Raw genomic sequence first — 23,728 nt, 5'->3', positions numbered from 1 at the left:
GTGATTAGTCATAGGCTCGCCCGCCAGCGGCTCCAGCCCGTGCCCGCGGTCAGGCTGCTGCCCCCCATTGCTCCAGCACTCCGCGCGCGGCCGCCCGTCGGCACCCCCGAAGACGGCAGGCGGACGGCCGCTGCTCGACCGGCACCACCGGCACCACCCCGCACCGATCACTCCGGAGGAGCATGTGAGAGCACGCCGCTCGGTCCCCCGGGCCGCCTCGGTCCTCGTCACCACCCTCGCGTTGACGGGCACGCTCGCCGGCCCCGCCGCCGCGGCACCCGACGCAGGGTCCGAACCCGCCGCCACGGCGCAGGCCCGGACGGGGGCGGTCGCCACCGCGACCGCCCCCGTCACGCACGAGGAGAACGACCGCGTCCCGGAGGGATCGGTCTGGACGCAGCACTACTTCCCGTCCTCGGACGGCTCCGGCACCGAACTCCACGCCGACGTCCTGCTGCCCGAGGGACTTGCCGAGGGCGAGCGGGTACCCGTCATCCTGTCGGTCGGCCCCTACTTCGGGCACGCCGGGCAGACCGGTCCCGAGGGCTGGACGCACACCGGCCCCTCGTCCCGCTTCCAGGACTTCATCGAGGGCACCGACCTGTTCGACCAGGGCTACGCCTTCGTCATGGTGGACCTGCGCGGATTCGGCGGCTCCACCGGCTGCCTCGACTGGGCCGGCCCCGGCGAGCAGGCCGACGTCAAGGCCGCGGTCGACTGGGCCGCGAGCCGTCCCTGGTCGACCGGCGCGGTGGGCATGTACGGCAAGTCGTACGACGCCGTCACGGGGCTCATCGGCAACAACCTGGACCAGGACGCGCTCAAGGCCGTCGTCGCCCAGGAGCCCGTCTGGGACATGTACCAGTACATCTACTCCAATGGCGTGCCCCGCCCGAACGTCACCGGCACCGCCAACGCGTACAACGGCATCGCCACGTTCGACCAGATGCCGGACGACGACGCGCACTACCTGGCCAACGCCGCCTACGAGGACACCCACCCGGAGTGCCTCACCGGGAACTCGGCCGGGTACCGCATATCCGACCAGTGGGACGAGCACTGGACCTCCCGCGACCTGGCGAAGATGGCCGAGGGATCCGACACCCCGCTGTTCGTCACCCAGGGCTTCATCGAGAACAACACCAAGCCCGAGGAGATGGAGGAGTACCTCGACAACCACACCGGCCCCGAGCGCGGCTGGCTCGGCCAGTGGGACCACGTGCGCGGCGGCGACCGCGTCGGCGACGGGCGCCTGGCCATGGGCCGCGAGGGCTGGTACGACGAGACCCTCTCCTTCTTCGACCAGTACCTCAAGGGCGTCCGGCCGGCGGTCGAGTACCCGGCCTACTCCATGGAGGACAACACCGGCGCCTGGCGCGCCCAGGACACCTGGCCGGTCGTGGAGCGTTCCGTCACCCTCCCGCTCGGCGGGGGCAGCTACGTGGACGACGGAGGCGCCTCCGCCCGCAGAGCCCTGACCGCCTCCGGCGAACCGGCCCCGCAGGCTCCCAAGCAGCCGTCCGGCGCGTGGGACATGGAGAACGCGCCCGCGACCGAGCAGCCCGCCCCGAAGGGCCTGGCCAAGGGCATCGCGAAGCAGCAGGCTTCCGGTGAGGTCACGTCGAGCTTCTTCCGCTGGTCGCAGCCGGTCGAGCGTGCCGTGCGCATCACCGGGACTCCGCAGGTGTCCTTGACCGCTCGGGGCGAGGGAAATGTGATGCTCAAGCTGTACGACGTCGCCCCGGACGGCACCGCCGTCATGTTCGACGAGCAGGTCTCCCTGGTGGACTCGGGCCGGCTGACCGTCGACCTCAAGTCGACCGACTGGACCCTGGCGGCCGGGCACGTCCTGGCCGTGGAGATCGGCTCCATCCAGACCGGCTCGTGGCGCGACACGCCGTCCGGCGAGACGATCAAGGTCAAGGGCGCGCAGCTCAGGCTGGCCCTGGACGACCCGGCCGACGACGTCCCCACCGCCGGTGCCCGTTCGCCGTTCCTGGACACCTATCTGCGCCAGTACACGGTGAACCTGCCGGCCGGCCCCGCGACGTTCACGGTGACCCCGGGCTCCCACATCTGACCCCCGAGGGCCGGTGCCGGCCGGGCTCCGGGCGCACTCCCGGACGCGGCCGGCACCGGTCCACCCACCTGCCCGCACGGGCCACGCAGCACCAGCCGGACTCACGCGATCGTGTCGACGTGGTCGCCCGTGTCACCAGGCCGATACGCGAGGTGGCGCGGGCGACGGCGGCCGGCGTGGTCAGCGAGTCGTACGAGGGATGGCCGACCTCGCCGATCGGGGAGACGACCGGGACCCGCGTTCCCCGGCTCGCCGAGTCGAGCAGACCGTTCCCGATGTGCATGCTGCTTCCTCTTCCCGCGGCGCGCCGCCGGTCGCACTGCCACCGGCTTACGGCGGGTTCGATCGTGGCCGGTTCCGCCGCCGCGGCTCCGTGACCGGCCGCGTCGCGAGCTTTTCATGTCACCATATGTGTCCGTCTGCCACCCTGACCAAGGTGCCGGTCCACACGGTCACCGACTCCGCCGGTGCTCCGACCGGGGGGCATCAGGGCCGGACGCAGCACCGGCAACCGCCCGCCGGCTACGGGGCGAACCGCACGGGCAGGCTCTGCGGGCCGCGCATCATCAGCCCCGGACGCCAGGTGATCGCCGCCGGGTGGATGTCCAGGGCCAGGCTCTCGCAGCGTTCCAGAAGCGTTCTGATGGCGATGCGTGCCTCCAGGCGGGCCAGCGGAGCCCCCAGGCAGTGGTGGATCCCGTGGCCGAACGCCACGTGGCCGCGGCTGTCGCGGGTGATGTCGAAGCGGTCGGGGCTGGGGAAGCGGGCCGGGTCGCGGTCGGCGTCGGCGAGGGCCACGAGCACGAGCTCGCCGCCCCCGGGGACGACCGTGTCGCCGATGGTCAGCGGCTCGGTGGTGAACCGGTACGTGGGGGTCTCCACGGGACCGTCGTAGCGGAGCATCTCCTCGACGGCGGAGTCGATGAGGGTGAGGTCGGCGCGCAGGGCGGCCAGTTGCTCGGGATGGGTGAGCAGGGCGAGGACGCCGTTGGAGATGAGATTCACGGTGGTCTCGTGGCCGGCCACCAGCAGCAGCCAGGCCATACCGCGGAGTTCGTCGGCGGACAGCCGGTCGCCGCCGCCGTCCGAACCGTGGATCAGCGCGCTCATGAGGTCGTCGCCGGGCTGCCGCCGCTTGCTCGCCAGCAGCTCCTCCAGGTACCGCGCCATGGACGCCGCGGCGGCCATGCGGGCTTCGGGGTCGGTGGCGCCGAGGGCGTCGTTCGACCACGTCCGGAAGGAAGCGCGGTCGAGGTCCGGAACGCCGAGGAGTTCGCAGATGACGGAGATGGGCAGCGGGAAGGACAGGGCTTCGACGAGGTCGGCACGCCCGTCGGGCGCGCTGAGCATCCGGTCCAGGAGCGTGTCGGTGGTCTTCTGGATGCTCGGGGCGAGTTCCTCCACCCGGCGGGCGGTGAACTCCCGGGCGACCAGCTTGCGCAGCCGCGTGTGATCCGGCGGGTCGGCCCTGAGCATATGAGGACCGGAGGAGATGGCACCCAGCGGAAGTGAGGGGGACGCCTTGCCCCAGTCCTTCGAGAGCGTCGGGTTCGTGAGCACGGCGCGCCCGGCCTCGTAGCCGACGACGAGCCAGGCCTCCGTGTTCCCCTCCGGCATCCGGATGCGGTGCACGGGGCCCTGGACCCGTAGCCGGGCGTACACGGGGTACGGGTCGCGCGTGAAGGACTCACCGAGCGCGGCAAGGTCCAAGATGCTCATGGGCTACCACCTCACTGACGGCTCACCACGGTGACCGCCGGGTGGGGGATCACGGCTCCCCCGGAAGGGGCCCCGCCTGCCGGCGGCGGCGACTGCCCGCCGACTGTAGTACTTGCTGTCCCCGGGCAAACCCGGTTTCCGGCAGGAAGGTTACGGACCGGCCGGTTTCGGCCGTTGCCCACCGCCCCTCGGCAGTGACCCGCGCCGCACCCGCCCTGGCGTGCTCAGCCGCCGCATGCCCGGGAGGGGCAAGCGGCCGCGCACCAAGCGGCCTGCCGACTCCCGCAATGCCGTCTCCACGCGGACGGCACCGAGCCCAGGGCCCGCTCGTACCGCACACCGAACAGACCGCCCTCCGCCACCTCGGCCGGGCGTACCCAGGACACGTCCGGAAACCGCCCGGCTCCGTGCCTGTCCGTGCAGCCCCGACCTGCCACGCCCCTCTTCCCACGCCCGTGCAGCTCATGCCGAGGCACGTGACGACAGTCGGAGGTGCGGTCCTGGGACCGCTTCCGACCACTTGTCACAAGTTTGACGAGTCCATGATGATTCAGCCATGTCGCATCAGAGGTCACACGCCACCAGCGGCACCACCCGAAGAGCGGTACTCACCGCCGCAGCCGGAGCGGTCACGGCCGGCGCGGCAGCCACCGGTCAGGCGACCGCGGCCGTCCCCGGCCAGGGGCCGGGCCGGGGGCACGGAAGCCGCCCCGCCACCGCGCAGTCTCCCTCCCGCGAACTGCGCGCGCTCCTCAAGGAGATCGACCCCGGCCGTATCGAGGCGACCGTGCGCAAGCTCGCCTCCTTCGGCACCCGGCACACCCTGTCCGTCCAGGACGACCCCGTGCGCGGCATCGGTGCCGCCCGGGACTGGATCTTCGCGGAGATGCAGAAGTACGCGGAAGCCTCGGGCGGCCGGATGACCGTCGAACTCCAGTCGTACATCCAGGAACCGGCGTCCCGTATCCCGGTCGCGACCCGGATCACCAACGTCGTCGCCACCCTGCGCGGCTCGGTCAGCCCCGAGCGGGTCTACGTCGTCTCCGGGCACTACGACTCCCGCGTCACCGACGTCATGGACGCGACCAGCGACTCCCCGGGAGCGGACGACGACGCCTCCGGCGTCGCGGTGTCGATGGAACTGGCGCGCGTCATGGCCACGCGCCGCCCCGCCGCCACGATCGTCTTCGCGGCCGTTGCGGGCGAGGAACAGGGCCTGTACGGGGCGACGCACATGGCCGCGCAGTACAAGGCCGCGGGCACGGACGTCCAGGGCATGTTCACCGATGACATCGTCGGCAGCCCCAAGGCGGACGACGGCGCCCTCGATCCGTACACCATCCGGCTCTTCGCCGAGGGCGTGCCCAGCTCGGAGACGCCCGAACAGGCGGCCACGCGGCGTTCGGTGGGCGGCGAGAACGACTCGCCGTCGCGCCAGCTCGCCCGCTTCGTCCGCGACACCGCCGACAACGATGCCACCGGCATGAACGTCCGCGTGATCTACCGCCGCGACCGCTATCTCCGCGGCGGCGATCACATCCCGTTCCTCGAACGCGGCTATCCCGCAGCCCGGTTCACCGAACCCGCCGAGGACTTCGCCCACCAGCACCAGGACGTGCGCGTCGAGGACGGCAAACAGTTCGGCGACCTGCCGGAGTTCTGCGACTTCGACTACATCGCGCGGGTGACCCGGGTGAACGGCGCGGCCCTGTGGACCCTCGCCCAGGCCCCGGGCACGCCGAAGAACGCCAGGATCGTCACCAGCAACCTCACCAACTCCACGGAGCTGGTGTGGGACCGCGGCACGGAGCCGTATCTCGCGGGGTACGAGGTGGTGTGGCGCGAGACGACCGCGCCCGAGTGGACGCGTGCCATCGAGGTCGGCGACGTGACGCGTCACGAGGTGGACCTGTCGAAGGACAACGTGTTCTTCGGCGTGCGCGCGGTGAGCCGGAACGGCGCGAAGAGTCCCGTGGCGTTCCCGGTGCCGCAACGGTAGGGGCCGGGGGCGAGTACGAACGACGCCGACGGGTCCCGGACTTCCAGCTCCGACCCCAGCGGCGAAGCAACCGCGAGTGATGTCAGGCTGTGGGGTCCGGGGCCCGCCCTCGGCGCTGTGACCGGTGGCCGGTGCGCGGCCTCCGGTCATGCGCTCCGTCGGAGCCGGCCGAGGAAAGCGCGCCAGCGCTGGACAGCCCGCCGCCGACCGCTCCCGTGCCGCTGCACCCAGCGCCACGACCAACGCGAAGGCCAGGACGACACCTGGGGTCGGATGGCCGACCGGCCGGGATCTGCGTCGGCGGCCGCCCCGCGGGTACCGGCAGTTGCCCGGTGTACGTCAATGGTCCGGCCCATGTGTCAGTACCCGCCACTATGTTCACCGCATGAAACCCGAGATGCTCGACAAGATGAACCGGTTCCGTGAGAAGGCGCTCGCGGGCGGCGTCCCGTCCGCCGAGGTGAAGAGGTGGCTCGAGGCCGCCCGCCCCTGCGCCACCCTGGCGTCCAGCGTGGACGGGCCGGTCGTGGGCCACTTCGGCGGGCCAACCTGCTCCCCGCCGACGCTCCCCAACTCCCGGCAGGGCTGCACCTGATCGCGATGCTGGACCTCGCCGCGCTGCCCGACGACGCAACGACTCTGGTACTGCCCCCCGACGGCCGGCTCCTCTTCTTCGCCCAACTCCATCCCGACGACCTTGATGCTTCCGGCCGAGTGATGTACGTCCCCGCCGGCACGCCCCTCGTTGAACGCCCTGGGGGCGACGGCTATGACCGCGCAGAGCTACGGCTGAAGTACGACCTCTCCCTGCCGGACAACGAGGTGCTCATCGACCCCGTCGAGCACCCGCACGCCAAGGAACTGCGCCAGGCCTGGTCAGACGTGCTGTACGAGGACTGGCCCCATCGCGACGAGACTCACCTGCAGATCGACGGATACTCCAGGGACTCCTACGGCGAGGACGACCCCATCACCGCGTCCGCCGCCATGGCGGCACTGAGGGCAGGAAAGCCGGAGGGCAGGCGGGCCAGCCCATGGGCACGGCCTCGTCCCGACGACTGGGCGCTTCTCGCTCAATGGTATGGCGGCGTCCTGGTCTTCGGTAACTACCGCATCGGCGGTGACGTCTTCTGGACGAGCGCGAGGAAGGACGTGAAGGCGCGGCGCTTCGACCAGGTGACCGTCCTGGGGTGCTTCGAAGGCCCGTGAGTTGATGTCCGATTCTGGCTGGTGCTTGTGGCAGGGCTGCAGGTCGCGGCTTCGGCTGCTGTTCTCTGACGATCTTGCCGGTGTCGGGACTTGTCGAATGGGCGGTGGTCGCTGATCCAGCCGTTGCTCGTGGCAGTGGAGCAACGGCCTGCAGGAACGGCTGCGGCAGGCCGAGTGCCGAAGAACGTCAAGGGCAACCAGGCCAACCTCGCACGCCTCGTCGAACTCGGCGCCCTCACCGCTGATCGATCCGTTGTTGCCGAAGCCGGGTCCGAAGAAGGCTGAGGGCAGACGGCGGGTGCCGGACCGGCAGGCCCTGTGCGGCATCCATTTCGTCTTGCACACTGGCATCCAGTGGGAGTACCTGCCGCAGGAACTCGGTTTCGGCTCGGGCATGACCTGCTGGCGGCGCCTTGCGGTCTGGAACGAGGCCGGCGTCTGGGACCAGCTGCTGCTGTACGAGCTGCGGTCGAAGAACCAGCTGGACTGGGAACGGGCGGTGATCGACTCTTCGCACGTACGGGCCGCCCGACGGGACCCAAAGCGGTCCCGGCCCGGTCGACCGGGCACGGCCGGGCAGCAAGCACCACCTCATCGTCGACGGCCGGGGCATCCCGCTCGCCGTGTCGCTGACCGGCGGAAACCGTGGGCGACGTCACCCAACTCGAGCCGCCGCTCGACCGCGGCTACGACCACGACAAGTAGCGCCGCCTGCTCTGGCAACGAAGCATCCGCCCCGTGATCGCGAAACGGGGCGAGCCACACGGCACTGGCCTGGGCATCTTCCGCTACGTCGTCGAGCGAACGATCGCCTGGCTCCACGGCTTCCGCCGCCTACGCATCCGCCGGGATAGACGCGACGACATCCACGAAGCATTCCTCGGCCTCGCCGTCTGCCTGATCACCCACCGCCACGTCCGACCTCCGCCGCCGAAGGATCAGGCCCGCGACGAGCCCTGACCCGCAACCACCGAACGAGAAGGACGCCGGCGACCAGAGCGAGCACGAGCAGGCCCTCGTTCGTTCGGGCGCCGGCTGCCCGCTCGCGCCCAACGCCGCGAGTCCGCTCGGGGACCGAGCGGCAGGCAGAGTGCCCCGCGGAATGCGGCACCCTGCCCGCTTCGCGGGACAACTCATGGGCGATGCTCTGCCACACGCGCTCGGGCGGAGCTGCCGACAGATCCGACGCCTGCGCACCGCGCGCGGCGGTCACCACGCGGGTCATCCGCTTCAGTTCCTCACGGCAGCGCGGGCACGACGCCACGTGCCTCAGGGCGCTGACGTCCTCGTCGCTGTTTGTGTGGCCGAGTGCCAGCTCCGCCAGGTGCGACGGGTCCACATGGCCCACTGCGCCCTCCTGTGTCTCGGCTTTCGTTGTTGTCACTCCCGCACCGGCTCGGCCGTGACGACCAGGTTCGCGAGGCAGCCTCCCCGCGCGCCTTCGCACAGGGGCTCAGAGGTGATCAGCGTAAGAACCGGTTCGCCCGTACGGCGGAACACAGAGGGTGACCACTGCCGCATCGTCGCCCGCGCCACCGTGCGCGGCTACGAGGTGCCCGAGGCGGGCTCGGACGGCTGCGCCGCAACGCCGATGACGGCTGCCAGCGCGGCAGCCGTCATCGTCAGTCCGGTCGGCCGTCGCGCAGCGTCAGCCACGTGGGCCGGCGACTCGGCGGGCCACCAGGACGCCGGTCACTGTGACGGCTCCGGCCGTGGCGGCCCAAGCCAGCCACTGGTAGGCGGAGTTCGGGGTGACGGCGGCGCCGCCCGTGTGGAGGGCGTCGGGCATCGATTCCGTACCGCTGAGCGTCTGGGTGGCCAGGGCCAGGTTCTTGTCCTCGGCGCTGCCCCAGGCGTAGACGACGTTGTTCCTCCCTTCCTCGAGGTCGAGATCGGCCGGTCCGATGGCCACGGTGTCCGTGCCGGCGAGGACGACATCGGCCTTCACGGTGCCCGCATCGACCGAGGTGGTGTCCTCGTTGGGGTTCGTCAGGTCGGTGAAGACGGGCTGTCCGCCGGCCCGTACGTCCACGGCGGGAGCGGCTGCGACATGGCGGACCGTCAGACGGGCCTTGCCGCTGTCGACTTTCGAGACGTCGTCGGTGAATGCCGTCAACCGGGGTTTGCCGTCGGCGGAGAGATGGGCGGCGACCGTGGCACTGCCGCCTTCGGCCACCTTCACCTCCTTCTCCAGGGCCGGTGTGCCGTCGGGGCCCTGGCCCGATTCGAAGATCTGGATGTCGTAGGTCCCCGCGTCGAGGGACTGCGGGTCGGTCACCGTGCCGGGCTTGAAGTCACTGAGCAGCTCGTCCCCGTTGGCGTACACGTCGACCGTCATTCCGGGGATGCCGTGGAAGACGGACACCATGGCTTTGTCCTGGGCCCGGGCGGGAGCCGCCAAGGCGGGTGCGGTCAGGCCGAGGGCCAGAGCGCAGGCGCAGGCCGAGGCGGCGAGGGCGATGGGGGTGCGGGAGGTCATGGGGATCATCCCTTCGGCTGGAGTCTCCACCCGCTGCGGAGCCTCAGTGGTGTTTCTTGGGTGCGGGGTGCCACGGATGCGCGCTCGTCGGTTCGTTCCGCCGGTGCGATCAGGTGTCCGTGCCGCGCACGCCGTCCTGGTCGATCGCCATGCGCAGCCGGTGCAGACCCCGGCGGGCGTGGCTTTTGACGGTCCCCAGGGGCACACCGGTGCGTTCCGCGATCTGCACCTGGGTCAGGTCCTCGTAGAAGGCCATGCACAGCACCTCTCGCTGGGCGTGAGGCAGCCGGGACAGGGCCTGGACGAGCAGCACGCGGTCCAGTACGTCGTCGGGTGCGGCCAGGGTGAGCCTGGTGGGCGTGGCGTCGTGCGCGGCCGAGTCGACAAGAGCCAGCCGCCTCGTCCTGGCCGCCAGAGCGTCAACGATCTTGCGGCGGGTGATGCCGACCAGCCAGGCGCCGAGTGCGCCCCGCTCCGGCCGGAAGCCGTGCCGCCCGCGCCAGGCACCGACGAAGACCTGCTGGGTCACGTCCTCGGCCTCGTGGGCGTCGCCGAGGGACTGGGTGGCCATGGTGTGGACGAGTGAGCCCCAGCGCCGGTAGATGGCCGCGAACGCCTCCTCGTCGGCGGCGACGAGACCACGAGCCAGCTCCTCCTCGTACCGGGTTTCCTCCATGGGAGGTACGACGGCGGTGATCGGTCGCGTGTACGTGTTCATGGCCTGCTTCCTCCTGCCGTGTGTGGTGCGGGGCGAAAGGTCGTCCGCCGGACGGCAAGTTCGCCGGTCTGCCATGAGCGGCTGCCGGGCGCGTGCTTCCAGTCTTGGACGCACAAACGACGCGATCAACATGCGTCGTTTGTGCGTCGTAAACTGAGGGCATGAGCGCGCAGACGGGAAACCGCGAGGCCCGGGACGGCGAGGACGGTCCGCAGACGGGCGGGCTGACCACCGGCGAGGTGGCCCGGCGTCTGGGAGTGGCCCCCACCACGGTCCGTACGTGGGACCGCCGGTACGGGCTCGGCCCCGAGGCGCACTCAGCCGGCCGGCACCGGCGCTGGACCGCGGGCGACCTGGCGCGGCTGGAGCGGATGTGCGCCTGGACGGCGACCGGACTGCCGCCGGCCGAGGCCGCACGCCTGGCGCGCAGCGGGGAGCCGCCGACGGCGGCATCGGCCGGACGGACGGCCGACGGCGCACCGCGGTCGCAGGCCCGCGGTCGCAGCCGGGCGGGGAGCGGGCTGAGGCTCGGCGACGTACGTCAGGAGTGCAAGGGGATCGCCCGGGCCGCCCTGCGCCTTGACGCCGCCGCGCTGGACGACCTGCTGCGCACCGCGATCGCCGAGCACGGACTGGTCGCGGCCTGGACCGAGGTGATCGTGCCGACGTTGCAGGCCGTCGGCCGCAAGTGGGAGACATCGGGGGAGAAGTACGTCGAGGTCGAGCACTTCCTTTCCTGGCACGTGTCGGGTGCGCTGCGGCGCACCGCGCCCGACACGGTCGCCGATCGTCCGGGCGCCACTACGGTGCTCGCTTGCGTGCCGGGGGAGAACCACACACTGCCGCTGGAAGTGCTGTCCGCCGCGCTGACGGAGAGGGGCCTTCCGGTGCGGATGTTCGGCGGTGCCCTGCCCGTCGAGTCGCTCGTCGCCGCGGTCCGCAGGACCGGTCCGGCCGCAGTGGGGCTGTGGGCGCAGTCCCGTACCACCGCCAGCAGGCCGCTGGCCCAGCACGTGGCCGGCATGGAGTGGGGCGTGCGAGGGGCTCGTCGCGGGCCGGTCGTCCTGACGCTCGGACCCGGTTGGGCAGGTCAGGCGGTGGCCGGCCTGGCACGTCCGGCGGGACTGGCCGAGGCCGTCACCACTGTGGAGTCGGTGGTCGCTCAGTGACGTCGCGTCGTTTCGGCGCACTTGGCCGTGGCGCCTGGCATCGGCCGACGGAACGTGGTCCGCTGGACCGGCGGTCGCGGCTGCGTCACTCGTCGTCGATCGGCTAAAGGCACCGCGCCGAGCGAGGAGCAGCATGACCGACGCACACCGCCGGGCACCGGACGCCGTCGTCGTCGGTGCGGGTCTCGCCGGCCTCGCGTGCGCGTTGGACCTGTGCCGTACCGGCCGGCGGGTCATCCTGCTGGAGGCGTCCGACGGCGTGGGCGGCCGGATGCGCACGGACCGACGAGACGGATTCCTGCTGGACCGTGGATTCCAGGTGTTCAACACCTCCTATCCGCAGGTGAAGCGACGCCTGGATCTGAGAAGCCTGCGACTGCGACCGTTCACAGCGGGCGTCATCGCCCACACACCGAATGGGCCGGTTCGTCTCGCCGACCCCACGAGGGAGCCCGGTGCGGCAGGGGCTCTGCTGCCCGGGCGGGTCCTCTCCGCCCGCGATCTGGCCGCCCTTGCGGCGCTCACCGCGCGGGACGCCGTTCTGCCCGCTTCCGCCGCCAGGCGGCGCCAGGACGGCTCCACCTCGGAGGCCCTGACCCGGGCCGGAGTGTCGGACGCGGTGATCGCCGACATCCTGCGACCGTTTCTGTCCGGCGTGTTCCTGGAGGACCGGCTGGAGACCTCCGCGCGCTTCTTCCACCTGGTCTGGCGAAGCATGGTGCGAGGGTCCCTGTGCCTGCCGGCGGAGGGCATCGGAGCCGTACCGGGCCGGCTCGCCGCCGACCTGCCCGACGGCGTCCTGCGACTCGGTGCACCCGTCGTGGAGGTCACCGACGCCGGGGTGCTGCTGAGGGACGGCAGCGAGGTGCCGGCCAGGACCGTCGTGGTGGCGACGGACCCGGCGACCGCCGCGCGCCTGCTGCCGGAGCTGACCGTCCCGGACACACGCACCGTCACCACCTACTACCACGCCACCGACGGCACACCGATGGCCGAACCGACCCTGATTGTGGACAGCACCGGAGCGCTCCTGAACACCTGCGTACTCAGCGAGGTGGCTCCTACCTACGCGCCTCCCCGCACTGGGCTGGTCTCCACCTCCGTACTGGGAACGGACCTTCCGGGCAGGGCGCAGGCGGTGCTCCGGCGTCTGGCCGAGCTCTACGGCACCGACACGAGCGGCTGGCAGCAGGTCGCCACCTGCACCGTCGAGGGTGCGCTACCGGCGATGCTGCCCCCCTGGCCGCTGAGCCGCACCACCCGCCTCGGCCCGGGCAGGTACGTGTGCGGCGATCACCGGGCGACCGGCTCCGTGCAGGGCGCCCTGGCGTCGGGTGCGCGCGCCGCGCGGGAGGTGTCCGCCGGCCTGGAGCGGCAGAGATGACGGCGGGGAGCCAGCCGTGATCGGCCGCATCCATGGACGGGCCCAGGACCGAAGTACTCACCGATCGAATGACCTCGTCGGTTCTGTTCCCAGGAGTGCAGTGTGGAGCTCAGCGGTGCCCGTGTCCTGGTCGTCGGAGTGCTGGAGGCCCGGCCGGGGCCTCTCGACACGGGCTTCGCCCACCGTCCGGTAGCGGGTACGGCCCCGCCGCCGCCCGGGGGCGGCGACCCGCGCCGGCCGGCCGGTGCCGCCGCGGACAAGCCGGCGGCGGACGCCGAACTGCTGCCCACGCGCCCGGACGGAATGCCCGTCGTCGAACGGCGAGCACGGTGACGCCTCGCGACGCCGAAGCGTCCGATGTGGTCGTCGTCGGGGGTGGTGCGGCCGGCCTCAGCCTCGCGCACCGGCTGACGGAGACCGGCGCCGCCACCGTGACCGTGATCGAGCCGCCGGACGGCCCGCTGCGCCCGGACGAGCGGACCTGGTGCTACTGGGACGCGGGCGTCGACGGTCTCGAAGAGGTCGTCAGCGCCTCCTGGTCCGTGCTTCGCCTGCACGGCGCCGACGGCCGCCCGGTCACCGTCGATCCGGCCCCGTACACCTACCGCATGGTGCGCTCCGCCGACCTGGAACGCATGGTCCACGGCCGTCTGGCAAGCGCGGACGGCGGGCGTGTCCTGCGCGCGACGGCGGAAACGGTGCGCGCCGTGCCCGGAGGGGCGGAGGTCCGGTGCACCCTGCCGGGAGGCCGGCGCCTGACGCTGCACGCCCGGCGTGTGTTCGACTCGCGGCCGCTGCCTGCCCTGCCACCGGCGCGCACGCGGTTGCTGCAGCACTTCCGAGGCTGGTTCGTGCGCACCGACACCGACCGGTTCGATCCCGCGGTCGCGGAGCTGATGGACTTCCGGGTACCCCAGCCGGCCCACGGGCTCGCCTTCGGCTATGTCCTGCCGCTTGCGCCGGACCGGGCGCTCGTGGAGTACACCGAGTTCTCCGGCAGCGCGCTGACCACCGAGGCGTACGAGTCGGCACTCGGTACCTACTGCCGCGACATCCTGGGGCTCGGTGCGCTCACGGTGGAGCGGACGGAGCAGGGGGCCATTCCCATGACCGACGCCCGATTCTCGCGACGGGCCGGGGCTGCCGTGTTCCGTATCGGCACCGCAGGCGGCGCCACTCGTCCGGCCACCGGCTACACCTTCGCCGCGGTACAACGACAGAGCCGAGCCATCGCCGCCGCCCTGCGCGACGGACACGGGACCGTCCCCGCCCCTCACGGACGGCGGGCGCTGGCCATGGACGCGGTACTCCTGCGTGCCCTGGACACCGGGCGGATCAACGGCCCGGACTTCTTCACCGACCTGTTCCGCCGGGTCCCCGCCGAGCGCCTGCTGCGGTTCCTCGACGGCGCCACCTCGCTCCGGGAGGAGTGGGGCATCGGACTGTGCGCCCCTGTCCGGCCGATGCTTTCCACAGCCGCCGAACTGCCTTTCCTGCCCCGCCGCTCTCGGCCCGCCCCGAAGAAGAGGAGTTGACCACCGATGAGCCTTCTGCGCGACCACGACCTGGCCCGCGCTTTCGACCACGCCTGCCACACCTACGACTACCTGACCTCCCTCAACCCCGGCTACCGCACCGACCTGCTGCGCTCGGCCCGCCGTCTCGGACTCCCCGACGACGGAGCCGGACTGCATCTGCTGGACCTCGGCTGCGGCACCGGCGCCTCCACCCGGGCCCTGCTCAGGGCCGCGCCCCGGGCCCGGATCACGGCAGTGGACGCCTCCGCGGGCATGCTGCGCCGCGCACTGGCCAAGCCGTGGCCCGCACGTGTGCGCTTTCTCCATCTGACCGCCGAGGAACTCGCGACTGCCGTCGAAGGCCCCTTCGACGCAGTGTTCGCCGCCTACTTGTTCCGGAACGTCACCGACCCGGACGCGGTCCTGAAGACCGTTCGGACTGTGCTGCGGCCGGGCGGGCGTTTCGCCGCTCACGAGTACAGCCTCAGCGGCTCCCGGGTGCACCGGGCGCTGTGGTCGGCGGTGTGCCGCGGGCTCGTCGTCCCCGCGGGCACGGTCACCGGCGACCGTGCCCTGTACCGCCATCTCTGGCACAGCGTCCTCGCCTTCGACACCGCCCCCGCCTTCGCCGCCCGGCTGACACGAGCCGGCCTGACCTCGGTGCGCGTCGCCCCCGTCGCCGGATGGCAGACGGGCATCGTGCACACCTTCCTCGCCCGCAACGGCGGCTCGACCACGACAGGGAAGACCACACCGGGGGAGAACGCACAGTGACGGCCCGCCGCACTCCCTCAGCCCGACGGGGCCGAGACCGCAAGGCCGAGATCCTGTTCCCCGCCCCCGGCGCGGAGCGTTTCCGGCGCGGGGACGAGCCGTCCGTCGCGGTGATCGGTGGTGGAATCGCCGGTCTGGCCGCGGCCACCCTGCTGGCCGAACGCGGCGCCCGCGTGACCCTGTACGAGAAGGAGGGCTCGCTCGGCGGCCGGCTCTCCGGTCGGCGCACCACGCTGGCGGACGGCTCTGCGGTGACCATGAGCCGCGGCTTCCACGCCTTCTTCCGCCAGTACTACAACCTTCGCGGTCTGCTCCGCCGCACGGACCCCGCCCTGTCGCGACTCACCCCGCTGCCCGACTACCCCCTGCGGCACAGCGGCGGTCTGACCGACAGTTTCGCCCGCGTCCCGAGGACCCCGCCCTTCAGCGCGCTCGGATTCGTCGCCCTCAGTCCCACGTTCGGCTGGCGGGACCTGACCGCCATGGACGCCCGGGCCGCGCTCCCGCTCCTCGACGTCCGCGTGCCCGAGGTCTACGAACGCTTTGACGGCGTCACCGCCACGGGATTCCTGGAAGGCGTTCGCTTCCCGGAAGCCGCGCACCACCTGGCCTTCGAGGTGTTCTCGCGCAGCTTCTTCGCCGACCCGCGCGAACTGTCCGCCGCCGAACTGCTGCTGATGTTCCACATCTACTTCCTCGGATCGGCCGAGGGCCTGCTCTTCGACGTACCGAGCGAGCCCTTCCCCCAGGCGCTCTGGGATCCGCTCGGCGCCTACCTCCAGCGCCTCGGCGTGAACGTGCGCACCAGCACCCCGGTCCAGGCCGTCCTTCCGTGCGACGGCGGAGGAGCGGACGTGCACACCCATCCCGGTACCGACCGCCACCAAGCCGTGGTGCTCGCCCTCGACACCGGGGGACTGCGACAGACCGTCGCCGCGTCACCCGGCCTGGGCACCGCCCGCTGGCGTGACGGCATCGCCGCTCTGCGCACCGCACCGCCCTTCCTCGTCTCCCGGCTCTGGCTCGACCGGCCGGTCCGCGCCGACCGGCCCGGATTCCTCGGCACCAGCGGCTATGGCGGGCTGGACAACATCAGCACCCTGGAGCGGTACGAGGGCGAGGCCGCCCGCTGGGCCGCGCGGACCGGGGGCTCGGTCGTGGAACTGCACGCCTACGCCGTCGATCCCGCGGCCGAACGGAAAGACGTGCAGGACATGCTCGTCGACCGGCTCCACCAGGTGTACCCGGAGACCCGCGAGGCGCGCGTCGTCGACGCCCGGCACGAGTGGCGTGCCGACTGCCCGCTCTTCGACGTCGGATCCCACCACCGGCGCCCCACCGTGCGCACCCCCCACCCATGGCTGACCCTGGCCGGTGACGCGATCCGCTGCGACCTGCCCGTCGCTCTCATGGAACGAGCCGCCACCACCGGCTTCCTGGCGGCGAACGCCCTGCTTGCCGATCGGGGTGTGCGGGGACAAGTGCTGTGGACGGTCCCGCGATCGGGGCGTTCTCCCTTGCTTCGGGCGCTCGGAGCAGTCGCGGGAGGTCGCCCGTCCTCCTGACCGGTGCCCTCCCTCGCGCACACACGCGCGCGAGAGACCACCGGTGCTTGCTCACCCGGGGAACCGTCCGGTGCTGCGCAGCGACCAGCGCCGTTCGGCGTAGGCCAGATCGTCGCGCCACAGGCGCCCGGCCGTACGGCGCATCAACGGGCGCAGTACGGGGGCGGCGGCCCGGGCGAGGACGAAGCCGGGCCGGTCCGATGCGGCGACCGTCGCCTCGACCACGGCGGTGCGTGGACGTTCGTGGTTCAGCCCGGTCAGCGGCGTCGCGTGGGTCTCCACCACGGACGTGACGCCCTCACCGTCGGTGATGCGCATGACGACCGTGCGCGGATCCGGCGCGGTGAACTGGGCCCGCACCGGGACCACCAGGCGTCCGGCCACCCGGAAGGAGACGTCGACGACGAAGGCGTCGTCCTCCTCGCCCTGCGGCTCCCTCACCACCGACAGGTCGACGAACGAGTACGGGTGGAACCACGAGCCGTGCCACGGATCGAGCCGGTTGGCCACCACGTCCTGCGGTTCGCACCGTCCTACGGTCGTGAACACCGCGTCCACCCCGCTGCCCGGCGCGGGCCGTTCGGGCACCACAGGTCGCTCAGTGGGCTCCTCCCCACCGACCTCGTCCAGCCGCACCCAGACGAGGACGCCGTCGTCGTGCACGGGGATCGGCTGCCAGCCGGCGGACACGGAACCGTCCAGGGCAAGGCCGTGCCAGTGGCACACCAGCGTGCCGCACACCACCCGGCTCTCGCGCAGAGGAGCGCCGAGATGCGGGCAGATGCCCGGACCCGCGTGCAGCGCACCGTCGTCCGAGCGCCACAGAACGACCTCCGTACCACCGACCGTCCTGCCGTACGGGCGGTCGCCCACGCGCACGTGACGGGACGCCCCGACCACGAACCAGTTGCCGGACGGCCGGGCGGACGCCCGTGCGAGCGCCTCGGCGACGAGTGCCGGTCGCGCCTGACGCCAGGTCGGCGTCTGCGCCGCCCAGTCCGGGCCGGAACCCCGACGCCGCAAGGGTGGCGACCAGCGCTTCCTCCCCGTCTGCTCACTCACCGCACCGGTCCCTTCCCCTCGACTGCCTGCCCGTCTGCCACCACCGCCCGGCGCGGGCCGCGAGCGCCCCACCGGGCGCCGGCCCCGCGCAGCACACCGGCCGCGGCCGTGGCCGCACGCCGCCGACGGGACACCACCGCACGACGATGCAGCACGGTGTAGTCCTGCTCGGCGATCGCGTCGAGAATCCCGCCGTAGAGGGTGAACGCGGCGCCAATACAGGGACGCACCCGCGGATCGAGCATGGCGATGCCCGGCTCTGCCCTCCGGTACACGTCCCGCGTCAGAGCCTCCGCCGCGACGAGAGCCGCGCGGATCCGCCGGTCGCGGCGCCCGGTGCGCCGGCTCCACTCCAGGAGCGGCCGGTCCACACCATGGGTGGCAAGCAGGTCCCCGGGCAGGTAGATGCGGCCCCGGTCGAGATCCTCGCCCACGTCCCGCAGGAAGTTGGTGAGCTGGAACGCCACACCGAGCGCTGCCGCGTGCGGCGCCGCCTCCTGGAGGGGTGTGACCGTACCGAGGACCGGCAGCATCTGCAGACCGATCACCGCCGCCGATCCGTGCATGTACCTCTGCAGGTCGGCGTAGGTGGGATAGTCCGTGACGGTCAGGTCGGCACGCATCGACGACAGGAAGTCGGCGAAGAGCGCGTGACGGATGTCGTACCGGTCGGCGGTGTCGGCAACGGCTCGGACCACCGGTTCGTCGCCGGCGCCGGTACGGAGCTCGTCCGCGAGATCGTCCTCCAGCCGGCTCAGCAGCCGGTCGCGCTCCTCCGGCGTCCGGTGCCGGTCGAGGTCGTCCACGATGTCGTCGGCCCAGCGGGCGAAGCCGTACAGGGCGTGCACGGCGGAGCGGCGTTCGAGCGGCAGCAGACGGGTGGCCAGGAAGTAGGTCTTGCCGTGACGGGCGTTGAGCCGTCGACACTGGGTGTAGGCGGCGCGGAGCGCGGGGTCGTTGATCCCGGCCGCGTCGAGTTCACGACGGGTCATCAGCACCTGCCGGGGCCGGGGCCGGGGCGGGGGACGGGTCGCTTGCGGCCACGGGCCGACGTGCTCGTGCGGGCCGGGAGCCGCTGCCGCCGGTGACGCGCGCGGCGGCGAGTTTGCCGCTGATGAGTACGGTCGGTACGCCGACGCCCGGAGTGGTCCCGCATCCCGCGAGCACCACGTTCTCCACCTCCCGTACGAGATTGCGGGGGCGGAAGGGGCCGGTCTGGGCGAATGTGTGGGAGACCGAGAAGGGGCTGCCGGCGCCGTGGCCCTGCCTCGCCCAGTCGAGTGGGGTCACCAGGAGTTCTTCCCGGACGCTGTCCGCGAACCCCTCCAGGCCCCGGCGCTCCAGTTCGGCGACCAGGCGGTCGCGGTAGCGCGGGCCGAGGTCTCGCCAGGTGGCGGCCGAGGGGCCGACAGCGGTGTTCGGGCAAGGGGCGAGGACGTAGTGGAGGTGGCGTCCCGGCGGTGCCAGGGCGGGATCGTGTGCGGTGGGGCGGGTGATCAGCAGGGAGGGGTCACTCATCAGCTCGCCCGTCCGGGTCAGCTCGTCGAAGGTGCGCTCCCACGCGGCGCCGAACGAGATCGTGTGGTGGGCGAGGTGGGGCCAGGTGCGGTCGGTGCCCGCGTGCAGGATCACGGCGGACGGTGAGTGGCGCAGCCGGGCCGGACGCCGAGGCCGGCGTCCCAGCAGTGCGTAGGCAGCGGGCAGCTCACACGTCAGCACCACCGCGTCGCAGGGGATGCGCTCGCCGGAGGTCAGGCGGACGGCCCGTACGCGGCCCGACGAGCGCTCCAGCGCGCTCACTTCGGCCGTCCAGCGCAGGTCGGCGCCGACTTCCGCCGCAGCGTCCGCCATGGCGCGGGGGAGTGCGTGCATGCCGCCCTTCGGGAACCAGACGCCGGCCACGGTGTCCATGTACGCGATCACCGCATAGGCCGCGAGTGCGCGGGCCGGGGCCACGCCGGCGTACAGCGCCTGGAAGGAGAAGACGCGGCGCAGGCGGTCGTCGGAGAGGAAGTGGCCGATGCGGCCGTCCAGCCGTCCGAGGCCGCCCAGCGCGGCCAGCCGGGCCAGATCCGGGTGCAACAGTTGGAAGGGCGAGTCGAAGTTCGTGTCGATGAAACGACGCATCTGCGCCCGGTACAGACGCTCGAGCCACTTCCGCAGGTCGCGGTAGCCGGCCGCCTGCGCCGGTCCGGCGAAGCGCCGCACCTCCGCCTCCATCGCCTCGCCGTCGGTGTGCACGTCGAGCGAGGAACCGTCCGCGAAGCACGCCCGGTAGGCCGGATGCAGAGCCATCAGCTCGACGCGGCGGTGGAGACTGTCACCGACGGCGGCGAACGCCTCGTCGGCCAGATGCGGCATGGTCAGCACCGTGGGGCCCGTGTCCATCTCGTATCCGCCCAGGCGTACGCGGCCGGCCCGGCCGCCGGGGCCGGCATCCCGTTCGACCACGGTGACCCGGCGACCGGCACCCAGCAGGTGCAGGGCGCAGGCCAGTCCGGACAGCCCGGCACCCACCACGACGACATGGCCAGTCGGCCCCGGCACCCTCTTCACGCGACCTCCTCCGCGCGGCGCGGGACCACGCCCGTGGCGCGCCCGACCAGCGCGGCGAACTCGTGGCGCACGGCCGGGGGTGCTCCCGTGCGCTCGAAATGCCCGAAGCTCATGTCCGTCAGCTCCTTGATCTTCGCTTCCACCAGGTCCTGGGCTCCGGTGCGTTCGAGTGCCGCCCGCGCCTGGTGCACGGCGTTCGCGGACCCCGGGTCCGCGTCCGGGGCCAGCGCCGCTGCGACCTGGTGATCGCCGGCGGCGTCGGCGAGTCGCAGGGCCACGGCGAGGAGGTAGGTGGGCTTGCGGGAGCGCAGGTCGTCCCCGGCCGGCTTGCCGGTCTGCGCCGGGTCGCCGAAGGCGCCCAGGAGGTCGTCACGGAGCTGGAAGGCCAGCCCGGCGCAACGGCCGGCCGCCCGCAGCGCGTCCAGCACGTGGTCGTCGGCTCCGGCCAGCGAAGCGCCCAGCGCGAGGGGCCGGGCGACGGTGTACAGGGCACTCTTCAGGGTGGCAATGGCCAGCGCCTCGTCGACACCGGACGTGCGAGCGGCCTGGGCGTGCAGCTCGCGGTACTGCCCGGCGACCATTTCGGTGCGCATCGCCCGCCATTCCTCGTACAGGCGCGGGCCGTGCGGCGCACCGAGTGCCGTCTCCGTCAGCAGGTCGTCCGCCCAGGCCAGCGCCAGGTCACCGGCGAGCACGGCGGCCGACGTTCCGAACGACTCCGCCGAGCCGTGCATGCCTGCTGCCCAGTGCCTGCGGGCGAGTTGTACATGCAGGGCCGGTGCGCCTCTGCGCTGCACCGATCCGTCCATCACGTCGTCGTGGACAAGGGCGCACGCCTGCAGCAGCTCGAGGGCGGCTCCTGTCCGCAGGACCGCGGTGGTGTCACCCGATCCGCCCGCAGCACGCCAGCCGCAGTGCGCGAACGCCGTGCGCAACCGTTTGCCGCCCCCCTCGGCCAGCGCGGCCAGGCGATCGGCCAGCTCCCGGGCGAAGACGGGATCGACGGTACGGGCATGGCGTAGGCGTGCGTCGAGGACCTGCTCCAGAACGGTGCCGACGGCCTGCGCGGCGTCGGGCGCGGTGAGAGGGTCGTCGACACGGTCGACCGGTGCGGCCACCATCGGCGGCATTCCAGGCATGGCACAACCCCTTCTCACTCTCGGTGTCTGCACATCAGTGCTTCCGCCGACTGCCGTGACACGGATGCGCTGATTCCTGCCCGGTCCTGCACCCGTGCCGGGCGGACTCACCCGAGTGGCTCAACAAAGCGGGGTCTACGGCGGTGTGTCACCTCGCGCGCCTTCCTGTTCGCGGACGTCCGCGAGGTCGGTGAGCCGTTCCGGTTGCCGCACCGGCCGGGCGACGCGCCGGTTGCCCGCCGGCCGGTGGACGCAGGGGCCGACCAGCCAAGTCGTACCCGGCACCTTCGCGGGAAGTGTCTTCGCACGTGTACGCGACCAACTCTGGCAAGCCGTCACCGAAACTGTCGGAGACGGCGCGCAGCCGTCTTCGTGCATCCGGCTCCCACAGAAGAGGGTCATGCCATCCGTACCGCAGGAAGTCGCCGCCGGGTCCCCGAGATCACGGACCGTTTCAGGATCGTTCGGGGGACGGGTGTGTGGTGGAGCGGATCGGTGCGCGTGTGGGGGAGCGGGTGCTCGGTGAGGGCGGGATGGGCACGGTCTGTCTCGCACGTTCGAGGGGTTGGCGTGCGGTGGCGGTGAAGGTGGCCAAGCCGGAGCCGGCACGTGATCCGGGATTCCGTGAGCGGTTCCGATAGAGGTTGCTGCGGCCCGCGCGGTGGGTGGGGGCCAACTCTTGCAGGGCTCCTCGCCTCGCAGGGCGCGGTGAGGGAACGGGAGCTGCGGCAGCTCGGGCCGGCTCCGGCCGAAGCGCTGCAGGCCATCCACAGCTGCGGACTGGTCCACAATGACCTGAAGCCGGGCAACATCATCATGGCCGGTGACGGCCCGCGCGTCGTGGCTGTCGTCGATCCCGGCCTGACCACCGTGCCACCCGCGCTGCGCGATGTCGCCGCCTGCATGGCGAAGCCGCCCCAGCAGAGGCGCGCCGCCGGCCGGCTGCTGGACCTGCGCACCTTGACGGAGCTTGAGCGGACGCCGGCCTATGAGCCCACTCAGGTCGCTTCTGCGTCACCGCAGCCGATGCCCGGCACCGAGAAAGCCCGACAGGACGGTGACGGGAAGGCGCGGCGAGGGGGCGTAGGACATGCTGGGTCAGCCTTCGGGGCGGAGCAGGCCACGCTCGTACGCCTTGGCCAGCCGCTGGGGAACGAGGTACGGCACGCCGTCCACCGTGACCGTTACCAGCTGCGGCGTCGTGGCCTTCCACTGCGCGCGACGGTGCCGGGTGTTGCTGCGCGACATCTTGCGTTTGGGTACGGCCATGAGGACCTCCGGGTGTGATCGGTGAGCGAGGCAGACGATACATGAAAATGGATGTCATTACTATGTCGATGATGCCCGGTATTGCCCTGAAGTATTAGATGTGACCGCGAGTCATTGAGAGGCGGGTTGCGCGCCTGTCTCCTCCGGCCTCGGGATGCTCTGCTGCCCGGGTGCGGCGAATGCCTGCAACTGGATGGCGCTGTCGCTCAGGATCGCGGTCGCCGCGACGATTTCGTCGTCCGAGACGTCAGCTCGTAGTTCCATGCCGGCGACGCGCGGTACGAACCGGCCGCCCAGATGCAGCCGGCCCTCACCCGGGTCGCGTATCTCGCTGCTGTCCCAGGGTCCGTCGGAACGGGGACGCGGATCCGGCCGCTCCGGCCCCCGCGCGCGTGGTGCGGCCGCTGCGGCGGAGGATCTCTTCGCATTGGAGTCTCTTCCTCGGCTTGAGGAAAGGCTGTTCACCCTGGCCGAGTCCAGGGGCTACCGGCGGGATCTACTGCCGCCCCGTAATGGGGACCAGCTCATCCACTTCGGGGACTTCGAGGCCTGGTACGACATGGTCCGCGCCGATGACGGCTACGTGGTGCGCAAGACGGACCGAGGTGTGACACGGCTGATCGGCACGGCGACGCATGTGGAGGATGCCGCGCGCCTCTTCGCCGTCGCGTGCAGCTTCCCGTTGTGCACGGACGGGCTGTCGGTGGCGGAACTGCGGACGCGGATCCTTCGGGTGCGGACGTGGTCGAGTTGGCGGCGGCGTGTTCGTCATCGAGTGGGCGGATGGCGGACAGCACCGTGTCACAGTGGAGGCGGACTATCGGGCGTATCCCTTCGCTGCGGCGATCGCTCTGCAGGGCGCCTCTGAGGTGCGCTCGATCGCATCGATCGTGCCTGCAGAACGAGTACGACTTCGTCGGGCCGCCGGATTGTTGCCCGGCTACGTAAGGGCCATAGACGCTGTGCCCCTTGTCCCAAGGGCGTTTCCGTCCTGGGTCATGTCCCTTCTCGTGGTGTAGGCGATCAGTCGTCTGACGTGGTGGGCAAGACGGTCGGGGCATCGGGGTAGAGGGCGTCCATGCTCTCGTT

The 23,728-nt window shown here is 71.8% G+C and carries 19 protein-coding genes and 3 pseudogenes; 13 read left to right on the top strand and 9 right to left on the bottom strand.

Going from position 1 to position 23,728, the window contains the following annotated elements; genetic code table 11:
- Positions 1-184: 184 nt before the first annotated feature.
- Positions 185-2,080 carry a CocE/NonD family hydrolase gene (locus ACIGO6_RS36070; protein ID WP_399883998.1) on the top strand — a complete coding sequence of 632 codons (1,896 nt, stop codon included), beginning with the start codon at positions 185-187 and terminating at the stop codon, positions 2,078-2,080.
- Between the two features lie 119 nt (positions 2,081-2,199).
- On the top strand, positions 2,200-2,457 hold the full coding sequence (locus ACIGO6_RS36065) for a hypothetical protein (protein WP_399883996.1): 258 nt from the start codon (positions 2,200-2,202) through the stop codon (positions 2,455-2,457).
- Positions 2,458-2,602: 145 nt separating this feature from the next.
- Here the strand turns inward: ACIGO6_RS36065 and ACIGO6_RS36060 are convergent, their stop codons facing one another.
- Positions 2,603-3,799 (bottom strand): cytochrome P450, encoded by a 1,197-nt coding sequence (locus tag ACIGO6_RS36060; RefSeq protein ID WP_399883994.1) that lies wholly within the window; start codon positions 3,797-3,799, stop codon positions 2,603-2,605.
- Positions 3,800-4,355: 556 nt separating this feature from the next.
- On the opposite strand from ACIGO6_RS36060, the gene ACIGO6_RS36055 reads away from it, so the two are divergent.
- The 4 genes and pseudogenes from ACIGO6_RS36055 to ACIGO6_RS36040 all read left to right on the top strand — a co-directional run bounded on the left by ACIGO6_RS36055 (position 4,356) and on the right by ACIGO6_RS36040 (position 7,967).
- Entirely contained in the window at positions 4,356-5,798 is a 1,443-nt protein-coding gene (locus tag ACIGO6_RS36055; RefSeq protein ID WP_399883992.1) for a M20/M25/M40 family metallo-hydrolase, read from the top strand.
- Positions 5,799-6,183: 385 nt separating this feature from the next.
- Entirely contained in the window at positions 6,184-6,393 is a 210-nt protein-coding gene (locus tag ACIGO6_RS36050) for a hypothetical protein (RefSeq protein WP_399883990.1), read from the top strand.
- Positions 6,394-6,398: 5 nt separating this feature from the next.
- Positions 6,399-7,007, top strand: coding sequence for a hypothetical protein (locus ACIGO6_RS36045; RefSeq protein WP_399883988.1), 609 nt, complete (start codon positions 6,399-6,401; stop codon positions 7,005-7,007).
- Positions 7,008-7,248: 241 nt separating this feature from the next.
- A pseudogene (locus ACIGO6_RS36040) lies at positions 7,249-7,967 on the top strand (IS5 family transposase).
- Positions 7,968-8,655: 688 nt separating this feature from the next.
- On the opposite strand, the gene ACIGO6_RS36035 reads toward ACIGO6_RS36040, so the two are convergent.
- Positions 8,656-9,486: a DUF4397 domain-containing protein gene (locus ACIGO6_RS36035; protein WP_399883986.1), complete on the bottom strand. Its 831-nt coding sequence runs from the start codon at positions 9,484-9,486 to the stop codon at positions 8,656-8,658.
- Positions 9,487-9,595: 109 nt separating this feature from the next.
- Complete coding sequence (locus tag ACIGO6_RS36030; RefSeq protein ID WP_399883984.1) at positions 9,596-10,204, bottom strand: sigma-70 family RNA polymerase sigma factor; 609 nt, start codon at positions 10,202-10,204, stop codon at positions 9,596-9,598.
- Between the two features lie 161 nt (positions 10,205-10,365).
- Here ACIGO6_RS36030 and ACIGO6_RS36025 point away from each other — a divergent pair, with 161 nt between their 5' ends.
- The 6 genes from ACIGO6_RS36025 to ACIGO6_RS36000 all read left to right on the top strand — a co-directional run bounded on the left by ACIGO6_RS36025 (position 10,366) and on the right by ACIGO6_RS36000 (position 16,613).
- Complete coding sequence (locus tag ACIGO6_RS36025) at positions 10,366-11,373, top strand: MerR family transcriptional regulator (RefSeq protein WP_399883982.1); 1,008 nt, start codon at positions 10,366-10,368, stop codon at positions 11,371-11,373.
- A gap of 133 nt (positions 11,374-11,506) precedes the next feature.
- Entirely contained in the window at positions 11,507-12,757 is a 1,251-nt protein-coding gene (locus ACIGO6_RS36020) for an NAD(P)/FAD-dependent oxidoreductase (protein WP_399883980.1), read from the top strand.
- Between the two features lie 102 nt (positions 12,758-12,859).
- Complete coding sequence (locus ACIGO6_RS36015; RefSeq protein ID WP_399883978.1) at positions 12,860-13,090, top strand: hypothetical protein; 231 nt, start codon at positions 12,860-12,862, stop codon at positions 13,088-13,090.
- Positions 13,087-14,292, top strand: a complete 1,206-nt coding sequence (locus ACIGO6_RS36010) for a lycopene cyclase family protein (RefSeq protein WP_399883976.1) — start codon at positions 13,087-13,089, stop codon at positions 14,290-14,292. The genes ACIGO6_RS36015 and ACIGO6_RS36010 overlap by 4 nt, the downstream gene beginning before the upstream one ends.
- A 6-nt stretch (positions 14,293-14,298) precedes the next feature.
- Positions 14,299-15,048: a methyltransferase domain-containing protein gene (locus tag ACIGO6_RS36005; RefSeq protein WP_399883974.1), complete on the top strand. Its 750-nt coding sequence runs from the start codon at positions 14,299-14,301 to the stop codon at positions 15,046-15,048.
- Positions 15,045-16,613, top strand: a complete 1,569-nt coding sequence (locus ACIGO6_RS36000) for an FAD-dependent oxidoreductase (RefSeq protein WP_399883972.1) — start codon at positions 15,045-15,047, stop codon at positions 16,611-16,613. The genes ACIGO6_RS36005 and ACIGO6_RS36000 overlap by 4 nt, the downstream gene beginning before the upstream one ends.
- A gap of 51 nt (positions 16,614-16,664) precedes the next feature.
- On the opposite strand, the gene ACIGO6_RS35995 is transcribed toward ACIGO6_RS36000, so the two are convergent.
- From ACIGO6_RS35995 to ACIGO6_RS35980, 4 genes are read right to left on the bottom strand one after another with little or no spacing between them, the layout of a single operon-like run.
- Entirely contained in the window at positions 16,665-17,675 is a 1,011-nt protein-coding gene (locus ACIGO6_RS35995) for a DUF5914 domain-containing protein (protein ID WP_399883970.1), read from the bottom strand.
- A complete protein-coding gene (locus ACIGO6_RS35990; protein ID WP_399883968.1) occupies positions 17,672-18,667 on the bottom strand; it encodes a phytoene/squalene synthase family protein in 996 nt (331 codons plus the stop codon). The genes ACIGO6_RS35995 and ACIGO6_RS35990 overlap by 4 nt, the downstream gene beginning before the upstream one ends.
- Positions 18,654-20,231, bottom strand: a complete 1,578-nt coding sequence (locus ACIGO6_RS35985; RefSeq protein WP_399883966.1) for a phytoene desaturase — start codon at positions 20,229-20,231, stop codon at positions 18,654-18,656. Before ACIGO6_RS35985 ends, ACIGO6_RS35990 begins: the two co-directional genes overlap by 14 nt.
- Positions 20,228-21,370, bottom strand: a complete 1,143-nt coding sequence (locus ACIGO6_RS35980; protein WP_399883964.1) for a polyprenyl synthetase family protein — start codon at positions 21,368-21,370, stop codon at positions 20,228-20,230. Before ACIGO6_RS35980 ends, ACIGO6_RS35985 begins: the two co-directional genes overlap by 4 nt.
- Before the next feature lie 609 nt (positions 21,371-21,979).
- Here ACIGO6_RS35980 and ACIGO6_RS35975 point away from each other — a divergent pair.
- Positions 21,980-22,252 (top strand): annotated as a pseudogene (locus tag ACIGO6_RS35975) (phosphotransferase); the annotation flags it as partial.
- Positions 22,253-22,468: 216 nt separating this feature from the next.
- Here the strand turns inward: ACIGO6_RS35975 and rpmF are convergent.
- Positions 22,469-22,639, bottom strand: a complete 171-nt coding sequence (rpmF, locus tag ACIGO6_RS35970; RefSeq protein ID WP_007387878.1) for a 50S ribosomal protein L32 — start codon at positions 22,637-22,639, stop codon at positions 22,469-22,471.
- Between the two features lie 153 nt (positions 22,640-22,792).
- Positions 22,793-23,011, bottom strand: a pseudogene (locus ACIGO6_RS35965) (DUF3710 domain-containing protein); the annotation flags it as partial.
- Positions 23,012-23,728: the final 717 nt, after the last annotated feature.

Origin of the sequence: Streptomyces sp. NPDC053750 (assembly GCF_044544295.1) — a bacterium.
Taxonomy (GTDB): Bacteria; Actinomycetota; Actinomycetes; order Streptomycetales; family Streptomycetaceae; genus Streptomyces.
Note: the sequence above shows the minus strand (reverse complement) of the source record. Positions and strands in the feature narration are given on the sequence as shown.

Coding starts and splice junctions, on each gene's coding strand:
- ACIGO6_RS36060 (WP_399883994.1), bottom strand. CDS start 3,799: ATGAGCATCTTGGACCTTGCCGCGCTCGGTGAGTCCTTCACGCGCGAC.
- ACIGO6_RS36055 (WP_399883992.1), top strand. CDS start 4,356: ATGTCGCATCAGAGGTCACACGCCACCAGCGGCACCACCCGAAGAGCG.
- ACIGO6_RS36050 (WP_399883990.1), top strand. CDS start 6,184: ATGAAACCCGAGATGCTCGACAAGATGAACCGGTTCCGTGAGAAGGCG.
- ACIGO6_RS36045 (WP_399883988.1), top strand. CDS start 6,399: ATGCTGGACCTCGCCGCGCTGCCCGACGACGCAACGACTCTGGTACTG.
- ACIGO6_RS36035 (WP_399883986.1), bottom strand. CDS start 9,486: ATGACCTCCCGCACCCCCATCGCCCTCGCCGCCTCGGCCTGCGCCTGC.
- ACIGO6_RS36030 (WP_399883984.1), bottom strand. CDS start 10,204: ATGAACACGTACACGCGACCGATCACCGCCGTCGTACCTCCCATGGAG.
- ACIGO6_RS36025 (WP_399883982.1), top strand. CDS start 10,366: ATGAGCGCGCAGACGGGAAACCGCGAGGCCCGGGACGGCGAGGACGGT.
- ACIGO6_RS36020 (WP_399883980.1), top strand. CDS start 11,507: ATGACCGACGCACACCGCCGGGCACCGGACGCCGTCGTCGTCGGTGCG.
- ACIGO6_RS36005 (WP_399883974.1), top strand. CDS start 14,299: ATGAGCCTTCTGCGCGACCACGACCTGGCCCGCGCTTTCGACCACGCC.
- ACIGO6_RS35990 (WP_399883968.1), bottom strand. CDS start 18,667: ATGACCCGTCGTGAACTCGACGCGGCCGGGATCAACGACCCCGCGCTC.
- ACIGO6_RS35980 (WP_399883964.1), bottom strand. CDS start 21,370: ATGCCTGGAATGCCGCCGATGGTGGCCGCACCGGTCGACCGTGTCGAC.
- rpmF (WP_007387878.1), bottom strand. CDS start 22,639: ATGGCCGTACCCAAACGCAAGATGTCGCGCAGCAACACCCGGCACCGT.